Source organism: Streptomyces sp. NPDC053750 (genome assembly GCF_044544295.1).
GTDB lineage: Bacteria > Actinomycetota > Actinomycetes > Streptomycetales > Streptomycetaceae > Streptomyces.
Window position 1 is genome coordinate 217,109 of record NZ_JBITXB010000002.1, and the last position, 14,637, is coordinate 231,745.

Here is a 14,637-nt window from a genome sequence, read left to right on the forward strand (position 1 = left end):
GCCGAGGCCGTCCCCCGGTCCCGTGTCGTACGGGGGACCCGCACGCGAGACGTGCGCCGCGCGGCCGGCTCACCCCCGGCGCGCCGGCCCCGTGCTGTCCCGTTCGATCAGCCGCGGCACCGGCACCCGCACCGTGCGGGCCGGGCCGCCGTCCAGCAGGGCGGTCAGTTCCGTCGCCGCCGTGCGGCCGAACTCCACGCTGTCCCGGGACAGGGCCGACAGCCACGGCTTGACCATGCGGCACAGCGCCGAGTCCTCCCAGGCCACCACGGACACGTCCGCCGGTACGGAGAAGCCCAGTTCGGACGCGGCGGCGACCCCGGCGACGGCCATCACGTCGTTGTCGTAGATCAGCGCGGTCGGCGGAGCGGGAGCCTCCAGGACCCGCCGGGTGACGGCGGCACCCTCCGCGTCGGAGTAGTCGGTGGTCACCGACTCCACCTCGGCCAGGCCCCGCCGCGCCGCCTCGGCGCGCAGCGCGCGGATCCGGCGCTCGGTGTGCGCGAGGCCCGGCAGTCCGGCGATGTGCGCGATCCGCCGGTGGCCGAGCGCGTGCAGCCCGTCCACCAGCGCGGCCATGGCGCCCGCGTCGTCCGCCCACACCGTCGACAGCCCCGGGTGCCGTTCGTCCGGCGCGCCGCCGATCACCACGGCGGGCAGGCCGAGTTCGTCGAGCAGGTCCGGGCGGGGGTCGTCGGTGCGCGGGTCGACCACCAGGACGCCGTCCACGCGGTGCTCGGCCCACCAGCGCCGGTACACCGCGCACTCGTCGTCGGTGTCCCGGGCCACCTGGAACAGCAGTCCGAGATGACGCCGCGCCAGCACCTCCTGGATGCCCGAGACCAGTTGCAGGAAGAAGGAGTCCACGCCGAGCGTGTGCGCGGGCCGGGCCAGCACGAAGCCGACCGTCGCCGCGCCCTCCCCGGACAGGGCGCGGGCCGCCGTACTGGGCCGCCAGCCGAGCTGCTCGGCGACCCGGCGCACCCGGTCCCGGGTGATCTCCGAGACCCCCGGCCGGTCGTTCAGCGCGAAGGAGACCGCGCTCTCGGAGACCCCGGCCCGCCGCGCGATGTCCTTCATCGTCGGCCGGCGTGTGGCGGGCCGCTTGGCCGGCATGCACGCTCCTTTCTGCAGAACGGCTAAAGCGCTTGAGTGGAAAGATCCTAAAGCGCATTAGCCGTCCATGGCAAGTGCCCTTCAATGCCGCTCTGACCTGGACTAATGCCGCGAGAATCGCATTAGTTCCAGTGAATCCATTGACTAACCCCGGATACGCCGTGCATGGTCGCTGGCATCCAGTCGCCGACGTCCTTCAGGGAGACGTGTCACCGTGCCCACCTCGCGCAGAACATTCGCCGTCGCCGCCGTCGCCGCCCTCGTCCTGCCGCTCAGCGCCTGCGGCTCCGGTGGCGGCGACGGCGGCTCGACCGACGCCTCGGGCAAGGTCGAGGGCGACATCACCTTCCAGACCTGGAACCTGCGGGCCAACTTCAAGCCGTACTTCGAGGACCTGATCGCCGAGTTCGAGAAGAAGTACCCCGGCACCCACGTCAAGTGGGTCGACCAGCCCGGTGAGGGCTACGCCGACAAGATCAGCGCCGACGCCGCCGGCGGCACGCTGCCCGACGTCGTCAACGTCTCCCCGGACCTGGTCGCCCCGCTGGCCAAGGCCGGTCTCGCCCTCGACCTGGACAAGGCCGCCGGCCAGTACGAGAAGGAGTACCTGGAGGGCGCCTGGGCCAGTCACCAGGTGCCGGGCACGGACGGGACGTACGCCTTCCCCTGGTACCTCAACACCGGCCCGCTGTTCTACAACAAGAGCCTCTTCGAGAAGGCCGGGCTCGACCCGGACGCGCCGCCGAAGACGTACGACGAACTCTTCGACGCGGGCCTGCGGATCGCGGAGAAGACCGACGGCGAGGTCGCCACGCTCGCCAACGTGCCCACCATCGAGGACTTCGGCCGCTACGGCGTGCCGCTCATGAACAAGGAGGGCACCGCCTTCGCGTTCAACGACGCCAAGGGGGTCGAACTGCTCACCCGCTACAAGGAGTTGTACGACGCCAAGGCCCTGGACTCGCAGGCGCTCACGGCCACCCCCGAGTCCTCCGGGAAGAAGTTCCTCACCGGGGCCGTCGCCATGAACCCCGGCAGCGCGCTCGACCTCGCCAACTTCAAGAAGCAGGCGCCCAACCTCTACAAGAACATCGGCATCACCGACCAGATCACCAGCACCGGCCACGTGAACATGTACGTGATGGGCCTGATGGTGAACTCGCAGAGCGAGCGCAAGCCCGCCGCGGTCGCCTTCGCGCACTTCGTCACGGACGCGGCGCACCAGATGTCGTTCGCCAGGCAGGTCGCCATCTTCCCGAGCACCGCCGGTTCGCTCGACGACCCGTACTTCACCAAGGAGGACGGGACGGACGAGACCCGCGTCCGGATCGCCGCCGCCGCATCGCTGAAGACCGCCGTCAACTACACGCCGGTGCTGTTCAGCGAGCAGATGAAGACCGAGCTGCGCAACGAGGTCGCCAAGGCGCTCCAGGGCAAGCAGAGCCCGAAGGAAGCTCTTGACAACGCTGTCAAGGCCTGCGACCGCCTTCTCCAGCAGCAGGGCTGAACGACATGGCGAGTCCCACCGTCTCCCCGAACCGGCCCGTCGCCACAGGCGCCAAGGGTGCTGAAGGCGCCAAGCGTGTCACCCGGCGCGTGCGGCGCCAACTGCCCGCCAGCCCCTGGCTGTTCGCCGCGCCCGGCCTGCTGGTCACCGGCGCGTTCATCCTGTATCCGTTCGTCTCCACGCTCGTCAACTCCTTCACCGACCGCCGCACCCTGGTCCCGGGCGAGTTCGTGGGCCTCGCCAACTTCCGCGAGCTGCTCCACGACGACATGTTCTGGACCGGCCTGCGCAACAGCACCCTCTACGTCCTCGGGGTCGTCCCCGCGCTCGTCCTGCTGCCGCTGCTGCTCGCGCTGCTGGTGCAGAAGAACATCCCCGGGATCACCTTCTTCCGCTCCGCCTTCTACACCCCGGTCGTCGCCTCGATCGTCGTCGTCGGGCTGATCTGGGTGTGGCTGCTGGACGAGCGCGGACTGGTCAACTCCCTGCTGGAGACGGTCGACGCCAGTCCGGTCGGCTTCCTCAGCGACCAATGGCTGATCCTGCTCAGCGCCATGGCCGTCACGGTCTGGAAGGGCCTCGGCTACTACATGATCATCTATCTCGCGGCGCTCGCCAACGTGCCCCGCGAACTGCACGAGGCCGCCGCCGTGGACGGCGCGGGCGCGATCCGCCGCTTCCTCACCGTCACCGTGCCCGCCGTCCGCTCCACCATGGTCCTGGTCGCGGCCCTCTCCTCGGTCGCCGCGTTCAAGGTGTTCTCCGAGGTGTACCTGATGGCGGGCCCCAGCGGCGGCCCGGCCGGCGAGGACACCACCCTCGTCATGCTCGTCCAGCGCACCGGCACCGGCCTGACCGGCCGCGTCGGCTACGCCTCCGCCATCTCCGTCGTCGTCTTCGTCGTCACCGTCGCCCTGATGCTGCTCGTCCTGCGGGCCGACCGGAAGGAGGAGTCATGAGCATCGCCGAGAAGGCACGCCCCACCGGGAAGCCGCCCGCCACCGCCCACCGGGAACGCCGGACCGGGGTCAGGGACGAACACGGCCGCCGGGTGCGCCCATGGGAACTCGTCCTGCGCTACCTGCTCCTGCTGGGCGTCCTCGCCCTCACCATCGGCCCGTTCCTGTGGCAGCTGTCGACGTCCCTCAAGGGTCCCACGGAGGACATCTTCAGCTCCCCGCCGAAGTTCCTGCCGAGCGACCCCACCGTGCACAACTACGAGCGGGTCGCCGAGACCATCCCCGTCTGGGACTACGCCCTGAACTCGCTGAAGGTCGCCACCGCCAACGTCGTGACCAACTGCGTCGGTTCCGCACTCGCCGGCTACGCCCTGGCCCGCCTGCGCTACCGCGGCCGGCGCGTCACCACCCTGGTCTTCATCCTGGCGATGCTCGTGCCCGTGGAGGGCATCATCATCGCCCAGTTCACCACGATGCGGGAGCTCGGCCTCAACAACACCCTGGTCGGCGTGCTGCTGCCGGGCTGCGTCAGCGCCCTGAACGTCCTGCTCATGCGCAACGCCTTCCTCAACCTCCCCTACGAGATCGAGGAGGCCGCCTACGTCGACGGCGCCAACGTCTGGCAGCGGTTCTGGCGCATCGCACTGCCGTCGGTGAAGGGCACCCTCGCCGTCGTCGCGATCTTCGCCTTCATGGGCGCCTGGGACGACTTCCTGTGGCCGCTGATCGTGCTCAGCGACCCGTCCAAGTTCACCCTGACCATCGGCCTCAACTACCTGCACGGCACCTTCGCCAACGACGAACGCCTCGTCGCCGCCGGCACGATCATCGCCGTGGCGCCGCTGATCGTCCTCTTCGCCTGCCTCCAGCGGTACTTCTTCCGCGGGGTCGGCGAGGGCGCCGTCAAGGGCTGACCCGTACCGAGGACCGGTCCCCGTAATCCCCCCTCAAGGACACCGCATGTCTCCTGCCGTGCGCTTCGGCGTCAACTACACCCCCAGCGAGGGGTGGTTCCACCACTGGCTCGACTTCGACCTCGACTCCGTCCGCGCCGACCTCGACTCCGTCGCCGCGCTGGACGTGGACCACATCCGCGTCTTCCCGCTGTGGCCCTACTTCCAGCCCAACCGCTCCCTGATCCGTGAACGCGCGGTCGAGCACCTGGTCGAGCTGGTCGACGCGGCCGGCGAACGCGGCCTCGACGTCAACGTGGACGGACTCCAGGGCCACCTGAGCAGCTTCGACTTCCTGCCGGCCTGGACCCGCACCTGGCACCGGCGCAACCTCTTCACCGACCCCGAGGTCATCGACGGCCAGGCCACCTACCTGCGCACCCTGGCCGCCGCCCTGGCCGGCCGCGCCCACTTCCTCGGCATGACCCTCGGCAACGAGGTCAACCAGTTCTCCGCCGGCCCCCACCCCGACCCGGACCGGGCGACCAGCGCCGAGATCGACGCCTGGCTGGAGCGGATGCTGGCCGCCTGCGAGGAGGGCGCCCCCGGCCGGATGCACCTGCACGCCGAGTACGACGCCACCTGGTACCAGGACGACCAGCCCTTCACCCCGGCCCAGGCCGCCCGGCAGGGCGCCGTGACGGCCGTGCACTCCTGGGTCTTCAACGGCACCGCCCAGCGCCACGGCCGCACCTCCGTGCCCAGCGAGCACCACGCGGCCTACCTGATCGAGCTGAGCAAGGCCTGGGCCGACGACCCGCACCGCCCGGTCTGGCTCCAGGAGGTCGGCGCCCCCGCACCCCTCGTCCCCGCCGAGCACGCCGCCGCCTTCACCGAAGCGACCATCGAGAACGCCCTGGACTGCCCCGGCCTGTGGGGCGTCACCTGGTGGTGCTCCCACGACGTGTCCCGGTCGCTGGCCGACTTCCCCGAGCTCGAGTACGGGCTCGGCCTGCTGACCAACGACCGCCGCCCCAAGGACACGGCACAGGTACTGGCCCGCGCGGCCCGTTCGGTACGCGAGGGCGCACACCCCGCCCCCGCCCCGCGCACCACCGCGCTCGCCGTCCCCGCAGACCCGGCCGCGCGCTCGGCCTGCGCCCCCGGCGGTGCCGTCTTCGACGCCCTCTTCCGGCTGGTCGCCGACGGCGCCCGCCCCACCACCGTCCTCGACACCCGCGCCGACGACACCGAGCACCTCGCGGCGCGCGGCATCACCGAGGTCGTCACTCCCGACCAGGTACTCCCGACCCCGCACGGACCCCACGTCCGCCAAGGAGGCACCCGCTCGTGACACCCACCCGACGCACCGTCCTGCTCGCCGGAGCCGGGGCCGCCCTGTGGCCCGTCCTGCCCGCGACCGCAACCGCGACCGCCGCACCGCAGGGCGCCGCGAAGGCCGGTACGGCACTCCAGCCGTACGCCGCGTACTGGTTCCCCGACTCGCTGCCCTCCGGCACCCCGGGCGCCGGCATCACCTGGCGCAGCCTCAAGGCCTGGCGCGCGGCCGACGACCCCGACCTGGCCTTCAACGCGGCCTCCGTGCCGCTGGCCGACCGCTTCACCCCGACGCCCGTGAACACCACGGCCCGCGCCGGCCAGGCCCGTGTCCAGTCCCTGGTCTCCTTCGGACCCACCGCGAGCAACCCCTCCCAGGGCTCCGCCACCGCCGACTACTACGCCCTCACCCACTGGGCCTACGTCGACGAACTCGTCTTCTGGGGCGGCTCGTCCGGCGAAGGCCTGATCCTCGCCCCGAACGCGCCGGTCGTCGACGCCGCCCACCGCCACGGCGTGCCCGTCCTCGGCAACGTCTTCCTGCCGCCCGCCGCCTACGGCGGACAGCTGCGCTGGACCCGCGACCTGGTGCAGAAGGACGCCGCCGGACGCCACCCGCTCGCCGCGCAACTCGTCGCGGTCGCCGAGGCGTACGGCTTCGACGGCTGGTTCGTGAACGCCGAGACCGGGGGAGGGGACACCGCGCTCGGCACCGACATGCTGGGCTTCATGAGGGAGCTCAAGACCCTCGCCGCGGCCAAGGGGCAGCGGGTGACCTGGTACGACTCCATGACCGTGGACGGGGCGGTCAGCTGGCAGGGCGCGCTCAACGACCGGAACCGGGCGTTCTTCGAGGCCGCCGACGACATGTTCGTCGACTTCCGCTGGACCGCCGCCCGGCTCGCCTCCTCCGGGGAGAACGCCGAGGCCCTGGGCCGCAGCCGGTACGACCTGTGGGCCGGCGTGGACGTGGAGGCCAACGGCTGGAACACGTCCGAGGACTGGGACGCCATCGTCCCTGCGGACCGGGCACACGTCACGTCGATCGGTCTCTACCGTCCCGAGTGGACCCGCAACCACCTTCCCGCGGACCGGCGCACCCCCGGCGACTTCCACGCCGCCGACGACCGGTTCTGGACGGGGGCCTCGCTCGATCCGTCCCGGCCGGACGGCACGGGGGACGGGGACGTCTGGCGGGCGCCCGCCGTCTCGGTCGCCGACCGGTCGACCGTCACGTCGCTGCCGTTCGCGAGCACGTTCAACACCGGGCACGGACTGCGGTGGTACCAGGAGGGCGCCGTGATCTCGGACGCGGCCTGGAACCACCTCGGCCTCCAGGACCGGCTGCCGTCGCGGCGCTGGGTGGTGCGGACGGACGGCGCGCGCCCGGCGGTCTCCTTCGACTTCGCGGACGCGTGGCGGGGCGGCAGCAGTGTGCTGGTCGACGGTGAACTCGACGAGCCGACGACCCTGGACCTGTACGCGACCCGACTGCCGTTGGGTGCGGACACGGTGGTCGAGCTGACGCACCGCACGGACGCGGGCGCGGTGCACGTCGAGCTCGCCGTCGCCACCGCCGAAGCCGGTGAACCGGGCTCGGCACCGCCGTACCAGTGGCTGCCGGTAACGGCTGCGCGGGCTGTGAAGTCGGTCAACGGCTGGCAGACGGCCACCGTGCCGCTCACGGGACTGACCGGCACCCTGCACACGCTCGGCGTGCGGCTCACCGCGACCGAAGGCCCCGTCCGCTGGCGGATCGGCGGCCTCGCCGTCCGCACCGGAGCGGCGCCGGTGCCCGCCGCGCCCACCGCCCTGCGGATCACCGGCGCCACCGACGGCGACCTGCGGTTCGCCTGGAACCACGCCCACGGTGCCGACGTACGCCACCACGTCCTCCACCGCGTCCTGCCCGACGGCACCCGCCGCTTCCTCGGCGGCACCTGCCAGCACGCCTGGTTCGCCGGCGGTCTGCGCCCCGAACCGGGCGAGCGCGCCGCACGGTTCGAACTGCGCGCCGTGGGGGAGCTGTACACCACGTCCGCTCCCGCAACCGTGACCCACCCCTGGTAGACCCCCGCCTCACCACCCGCCCCACCAACCCCGGAGCACCCGCATGCATGACGACCGCAACCTGGTCGAAGCCCGCCTCAGGCGCGTCCTCGACGAGCGCGTCCGCCCCGCCCTCTATCCCGAGTCCGTGCCCCTGGACGTGGCCGTCTGGAACGCGCCCGGCGAGCCCGTCCCGGTCGAGGAGGGGCTCGCGGCCGAAGCCGAACCCATCGAGGTCGGCGCCCGCTGGGGCGCCCCCTGGGGCACCAGCTGGTTCCGCGTCACCGGCCGCGTGCCCGAGGAGTGGGCCGGGAAGACCGTCGAGGCGATCCTCGACCTCGGCTTCGACGAGAACATGCCCGGCTTCCAGTGCGAGGGCCTGGTCTACCGGCCCGACGGCACCCCCGTGAAGGGCCTCAACCCGCGCAACCAGTGGGTCCGGATCGGCGCCCCCGTCGAGGGCGGCGAGGAGGTCCGCCTGCACGTCGAGGCCGCCTCCAACCCCGTCATCCTCGACTACCACCCCTTCGTCCCCACGCAGCTCGGCGACAGGGAGACGGCGGGCAGCGAGCCGCAGTACACGCTCACCCGCATGGACCTCGCCGTCCTCGACGAGACGGTGTGGCAGCTGGTGATCGACCTGGAGGTGCTCGGCGAGCTGATGGCCGAGCTGCCGGTCGAGTCGCCGCGCCGCTGGGACATCCTGCGCGCGGTGGACAAGGCGCTGGACGCCATCGACCTCCAGGACGTGGGCGGCACGGCGGAAGCGGCCCGTTCCCGCCTCACCGGCGTGCTCTCCACGCCGGCCGTCCCCTCCGCGCACCGCATCAGCGCCGTCGGCCACGCGCACATCGACTCGGCGTGGCTGTGGCCGCTGCGCGAGACGGTGCGCAAGGTGGCCCGCACCACCTCCAACATGACCGCCCTCCTGGAGGACGAGCCCGACTTCGTCTTCGCCATGTCACAGGCCCAGCAGTGGGCGTGGGTGCGCGACCACCGGCCCGAGGTGTGGGCGCGGGTCAAGAAGGCCGTGGCCGACGGCCGGTTCGTGCCGACCGGCGGCATGTGGGTGGAGTCGGACACCAACATGCCCGGCTCGGAGGCGATGGCCCGGCAGTTCGTGCACGGCAAGCGGTTCTTCCTCGACGAGTTCGGCGTCGAGAACGACGAGGCGTGGCTTCCGGACACCTTCGGCTTCGCGGCCGGCCTGCCGCAGATCATCAAGGCGGCCGGCGCCAAGTACCTGCTGACGCAGAAGATCTCCTGGTCGCAGACGAACAAGTTCCCGCACCACACCTTCCGCTGGGAGGGCATCGACGGCACCCGGATCTTCACGCACTTCCCGCCCGTCGACACCTACAACTGCTCCCTGAAGGGCAGCGAGATCGCGCACGCGGCCCGCAACTTCAAGGACAAGGGCGTCGCGCGGCACTCCCTCGCCCCGACCGGCTGGGGCGACGGGGGCGGCGGCACCACCCGCGAGATGATCGCCAAGGCGGCCCGGCTGCGCGACCTCGAGGGCTCGGCGACGGTCGAGTGGGAGACGCCGCAGGCCTTCTTCGAGAAGGCCGAGGCCGAGAACCCGCAGCCGCCCGTCTGGGTCGGCGAGCTCTACCTCGAACTGCACCGCGCCACCCTCACCAGCCAGGCCAAGACCAAGCAGGGCAACCGCCGCAGCGAGCACCTGCTGCGGGAGGCCGAGCTGTGGGCGGCCACGGCGGCCGTGCGCGCCGGGTTCCCCTACCCCTACGACGACCTGGACCGCATCTGGAAGACGGTCCTGCTGCACCAGTTCCACGACATCCTGCCCGGCTCCTCCATCGCCTGGGTGCACCGCGAGGCACGCGCGACCTACGACCGCGTCGCCGAGGAACTGAACCGGATCATCGACGCGGCCCAGCGGGCCCTGGCCGGCGAGGGCGACACCCCGCTGGTCTTCAACGCCGCCCCGCACACCCGGGCCGGCGTCCCGGCCGGTGCCGCCGCGCCCGCCGCCACCGAGGGCCGTACCGACGTCACCGCCCGCCCCGGCGGGGGACACGTCCTGGACAACGGCCTGCTGCGCGTCGAGATCGACGAGCGGGGGCTGGTGGTGTCGGCGTACGACATCGCCGCCGACCGCGAGACGATCGCCCCGGGCACGGCGGGGAACCTGCTCCAGCTCCACCCCGACTTCCCGAACATGTGGGACGCCTGGGACGTCGACGAGTTCTACCGCAACACGGTCACCGACCTCACCGACGCCGACGAGGTCGCCCCCGGCGACGACGGCGCCTCGGTGCGGATCGTCCGCTCCTTCGGCTCCTCCCGCGTCACCCAGGTGCTGACACTCGCCCCCGGCGAGCGGCGCCTCGCGGTGGACACCGAGGTCGACTGGCACGAGACGGAGAAGTTCCTCAAGCTCGCCTTCCCGCTCGACGTGCACGCGGAGCGGTACGCCTCGGAGACCCAGTTCGGACACTTCCACCGGCCGACCCACACCAACACCAGCTGGGAGGCCGCCAAGTTCGAGGCCTGCAACCACCGCTTCGTCCACCTGGAGGAGCCCGGCTGGGGCGTCGCGGTCGTCAACGACTCGACGTACGGCCACGACGTGACCCGCACCGTCCGCACCGACGGCGATGCCGGTACGACGACCACCGTCCGGGTCTCCCTGCTGCGCGCCCCGCGCTTCCCGGACCCGGAGACCGACCAGGGCGTGCACCGGTTCCGGCACGCCCTGGTGCCCGGCGCGGGCATCGGCGACGCGGTGCGCGAGGGCTGGCGGATCAACCAGCCCGAGCGGCGCGTGACGGGCGCCGGTGAGGTCGCGCCGCTGGTCTCCGCCGACCAGGAGGCGGTCGTGATCACCGCCGTCAAGCTCGCCGACGACGGCAGCGGCGACGTCGTGGTCCGCTTCCACGAGGCCCACGGCGGGCGGGCGAAGGCCACCCTGACGGCCGGCTTCCCGGTCGCGGGCGTGGCGGTCACCGACCTGCTGGAGCGCCCGCTCGCCGAGGAGGAGCCCGCGGTCGAGGCCGACGGCGACCGGATCGCCGTACGACTGCGTCCGTTCCAGCTGATGACCCTGCGGCTGAGGCGCGCGTAGCGCCCGGCGTGGGCCCGGTCCACCCGGTGCGGGTCGGGCCGGGCCCACGCCCGTCCTACGACCGCTCCGGCACCCTGGCCAGCCGCGTCGGCGGCAGATACTCCCGTACGTACGTCCGCTCCCAGCACGCGCCCGTCTCCCGCAGCTCGGACCACGTCGTGTACCGGTACCGGAACAGCCGGGCGCGGACGAAGCGCGGCGGCGCGTCGGGGGGGAACGGGGAGCGGCGCAGCAGCTTCAGCGTGGTGCGGTCGTTCTCCAGCAGCCGTTCCACCAGGGTGCCGAACCACGACCCGGCGTACGCGGGCGACAGTGCGGCGAACCACATCAGCCAGTCCAGCCGCAGGTGGTACGGCGCGAACTGGCGGGGCCAGCGCCGCGGGTCGCCGGGCTTGCCCTTGAACTCGTACTCGAGCCACTGGGAGTCCTCGCGGGCCACCTCGTCGGCGGTGCCCTCGATCACCACCTCGTAACGGATCCGGCTGACGCTGCCGAAGGCGCCGTAGGTGTTGACCAGGTGCAGCGGGTCGAAGGAGCGGTTCATCACCTGGCGGCGGGAGATCATGTTGAGCACCGGCCGGTGGCTCAGGAACACGAGCAGTGCCGCCACCGCGAGGACCACGACCTCGTACCAGAGCGGCGCGGCGGGCACGGACGGCGGATCGGCCGGGAACCGGACCGCCGACAGGGCCAGCACGATGGTGATCCAGTTCAGCCAGGAGAAGTTGCCGGAGAGCACCAGCCACAGCTGGGTGACGATCATCAGCGACGCGGCGGCCGTCGCGACGGGCTGCGGGGTGAACAGCAGGAAGGGCACCAGGAGCTGGGTGACGTGGTTCGCGGCCACCTCCACGCGGTGCAGCGGCCGGGGGAGGTGGTGGAAGAACCAGCTCAGCGGTCCCGGCATCGGCTGGGTCTCGTGATGGTGGTCCAGGCAGGTCAGCTTCCGCCAGCACTCGTCGCCGCGCATCTTGATCAGCCCCGCCCCGAACTCGACGCGGAACAGCAGCCAGCGCAGCAGGAACAGCACGACGATCGGCGGCGCGACCTCGTCGTTGCCGAGGAACACGGCGACGAAGCCGGTCTCCAGCAGCAGCGACTCCCAGCCGAAGGAGTACCAGGTCTGCCCCACGTTGACGATCGACAGGTACAGCACCCACGGCACCAGCCACAGCAGCATCGCAGCCCACAGCGGCAGCAGCGAGTCCAGGCCGGCCACCAGCGCCGCCGACACCGCGCAGCCCGCCCACGCCACGCCCGCGAAGAGACGGTCCGAGTACCGTAGCTGGAACAGGCTCGGCGCCCGCTTGAACGGCACCCGCTCGACGAAGCGGGGCACCGGCAGCAGCCCGCGTTCGCCGAGCAGCGCACGGAACTGCAGGGCCGCCGTCAGGAACGCGATGAGGTACACGACGGCCAGGGCACGCTGGAAGACCAACCGGCTCAGCCAGTAGTCGGGTGCGGTGAACCACTCCACGGCCGCGCTCCTCTCGTACGATCACGCTCTGTGTACCCCGGTCGGCCGGAGGTTTCCCGGAGACCCGGGCGGCGGACCAGGAGTCGATTAATCGGACAAACCCTGGCAAGGTGGGGCCCATGGTTGATCGGGGAGCGAGTGCCCCGTCACTCCCGGACGACTGGCCCGCCCACCCGGACCCGATCCTGGCGCTCAACCGCATGGGCAGCTTCGACTGGGACCTGGACACGGGACTGTTCCACATGGACGCCCAGGCCCACGAGCTGTTCGACCTGCGCCCCGAGGAGTACGACGGGCGCCCGGAGTCGCTGTCGCTGCGCGTCCCCACCGCGGAGAGCCGCCGCATGGACGCCATCGTCGCCCAGGCCATGAAGGACGGCAGCGAGAACTACGGCACCTACTTCCGTATGCGCCGCCGCGACGGCACCCTGCGCTGGACCCACACCCAGGGCTACATCCGGCGCGACGAGACCGGCCGCCCCCGCCGGATCATCGGCATCCTGCGCGACGCCACCCAGGAGGTCGGTGACCTGGAGGCCCGCCGCGAGCAGGCCGCGCAGGACGAGGCCCGCCGCCGGCTCACCAACGTCGTCCAGCTCGCCACCGCGGCTCTCGCGCACGCCCGCACGGTGGACGACGTCATCGACGTCCTGCGCGACACCCACGGCCTCACCCGCCTGGGCGCCACCAGCCTCGTGATGGGCCTGGTGGAGGCCGGCCGCATCCGGCTGGTCGCCGACGGCCCCGACAACAGCTTCGTCCCCGGCACCAAGGTGACCGGGATCGACGAGCCGTACCCGATGAGCGAGGCCGTGCGGACCCTCAGCCCCCGCTTCATCGAGTCGCCGGAGGACTTCGCGGAGCGCTACCCCCTCCTGTGGCGCAGCATCACCCACCTCAACATCACCGCGGCGGCCTACCTGCCGCTGATCGCCCAGGCCCGCCCGATCGGCGCGATCGGGCTGCTCTACAGCGACCGGCAGGGCTTCTCCCCGGAGGACCGCAACGTGCTCGTCGCGCTCGGCAGCGGCATCGCGCAGAGCCTGCAGCGGGCCATGCTGTACGAGCAGGAGATGGACCTCGCCGCGGGCCTGCAGCAGGCGATGCTGCCGCGCACCATCCCCAGCGTGCCCGGCTGCGACGTCGCGGTCCGCTACCGCGCGGCCACCATCGGGGGCGGCCTCGGCCGCGACATCGGCGGCGACTGGTACGACCTGATCCCGCTGCCCGGCGGGCGGGTCGGCGCCGTCATCGGCGACGTCCAGGGACACGACACGCACGCCGCCGCCGTCATGGGTCAGCTGCGCATCGTGCTGCGCGCCTACGCCGCCGAGGGCCACCCCCCGGCCACCGTGATGGCGCGGGCCTCCGTCTTCCTCCACGAGCTCGACACCGACCGCTTCGCGACCTGCCTGTACGCGGAGGCCGACCTGTCCACCGGAGTGGTCCAGGTGGTCCGCGCCGGACACATCGACCCGCTGCTGCGGCGCGGCGACGGCACCTGCCGCCGGGTCCCCGTCGAGGGCGGGCTGCCGCTCGGCCTGTCCGCCGAGTTCGGACGCCTCGTCTACCCGGTCTCCACCGTCGAGCTGGACCCCGGCAACACCCTGCTGCTGTGCACCGACGGTCTGGTCGAGCAGCCCGGCGCCGACCTCGACGAGGGCATGGAGCTCCTCACCTCGCTGGTCACCTACGGACCGCGCGACGTACGGGACCTCGCCGACCGGCTCATCGACGTCGCCGAGGAGCGCCGCGGCGACGACGACGTGGCGCTGCTCCTGCTGCGTCGCCACCGGCTGGACGCCCCCCGGACCTTCGGCCGGATCCAGCAGCACGTGTCCCCGGGCGACCCCGAGGCCCTCACGGAGGCCCGGCACATGGTCCGCGCCGCGGTCCGGTCCTGGGGCGCCAAGGGCCAGAGCGACGAGATCGAACTGGTCGCCGACGAACTGATCACCAACGCCCTCATGCACACCGAGGGCTCCGCCGTCGTCACGCTGCGGCTGCTCACCGGCACCGACCGGCGGCTGCGGGTCGAGGTCGAGGACTCCTCCAGCGCCCTGCCGCGCCGCCGCGAGGCCGGGGACGACGGTGTCTCCGGACGGGGGCTCCTGCTGGTCGAGACGCTCGCCGACGAGTGGGGTGTGGAGGCGCGGGGCGGCGGCAAGTGCGTGTGGTCCGAGTTCGTGGTGTCCCGCCGGGAGGGCTGA

General features: G+C 72.1%; 9 protein-coding genes. 7 read left to right on the plus strand and 2 right to left on the minus strand.

The window, feature by feature from the left end; translation table 11 throughout:
- Positions 1-69 precede the first annotated feature (69 nt).
- Complete coding sequence (locus ACIGO6_RS06355) at positions 70-1,116, minus strand: LacI family DNA-binding transcriptional regulator (RefSeq protein ID WP_399872105.1); 1,047 nt, start codon at positions 1,114-1,116, stop codon at positions 70-72.
- Between the two features lie 214 nt (positions 1,117-1,330).
- Here ACIGO6_RS06355 and ACIGO6_RS06360 point away from each other — a divergent pair, with 214 nt between their 5' ends.
- From ACIGO6_RS06360 to ACIGO6_RS06385, 6 genes are read left to right on the plus strand one after another with little or no spacing between them, the layout of a single operon-like run.
- Positions 1,331-2,623 (plus strand): ABC transporter substrate-binding protein, encoded by a 1,293-nt coding sequence (locus tag ACIGO6_RS06360; protein ID WP_399872107.1) that lies wholly within the window; start codon positions 1,331-1,333, stop codon positions 2,621-2,623.
- A gap of 5 nt (positions 2,624-2,628) precedes the next feature.
- Complete coding sequence (locus ACIGO6_RS06365) at positions 2,629-3,582, plus strand: carbohydrate ABC transporter permease (protein WP_399872110.1); 954 nt, start codon at positions 2,629-2,631, stop codon at positions 3,580-3,582.
- A complete protein-coding gene (locus tag ACIGO6_RS06370; RefSeq protein ID WP_399872113.1) occupies positions 3,579-4,496 on the plus strand; it encodes a carbohydrate ABC transporter permease in 918 nt (305 codons plus the stop codon). The genes ACIGO6_RS06365 and ACIGO6_RS06370 overlap by 4 nt, the downstream gene beginning before the upstream one ends.
- 46 nt (positions 4,497-4,542) lie before the next feature.
- Positions 4,543-5,829 (plus strand): glycosyl hydrolase, encoded by a 1,287-nt coding sequence (locus ACIGO6_RS06375; RefSeq protein WP_399872115.1) that lies wholly within the window; start codon positions 4,543-4,545, stop codon positions 5,827-5,829.
- Entirely contained in the window at positions 5,826-7,883 is a 2,058-nt protein-coding gene (locus ACIGO6_RS06380; RefSeq protein ID WP_399872117.1) for an endo-beta-N-acetylglucosaminidase, read from the plus strand. The genes ACIGO6_RS06375 and ACIGO6_RS06380 overlap by 4 nt, the downstream gene beginning before the upstream one ends.
- Positions 7,884-7,926: 43 nt before the next feature.
- Positions 7,927-10,950 (plus strand): alpha-mannosidase, encoded by a 3,024-nt coding sequence (locus ACIGO6_RS06385; protein WP_399872118.1) that lies wholly within the window; start codon positions 7,927-7,929, stop codon positions 10,948-10,950.
- A gap of 55 nt (positions 10,951-11,005) precedes the next feature.
- Here the strand turns inward: ACIGO6_RS06385 and ACIGO6_RS06390 are convergent, their stop codons facing one another.
- Complete coding sequence (locus ACIGO6_RS06390; protein WP_399872120.1) at positions 11,006-12,427, minus strand: lipase maturation factor family protein; 1,422 nt, start codon at positions 12,425-12,427, stop codon at positions 11,006-11,008.
- Between the two features lie 119 nt (positions 12,428-12,546).
- Here ACIGO6_RS06390 and ACIGO6_RS06395 point away from each other — a divergent pair, with 119 nt between their 5' ends.
- Positions 12,547-14,637, plus strand: coding sequence for a SpoIIE family protein phosphatase (locus ACIGO6_RS06395; protein WP_399872123.1), 2,091 nt, complete (start codon positions 12,547-12,549; stop codon positions 14,635-14,637).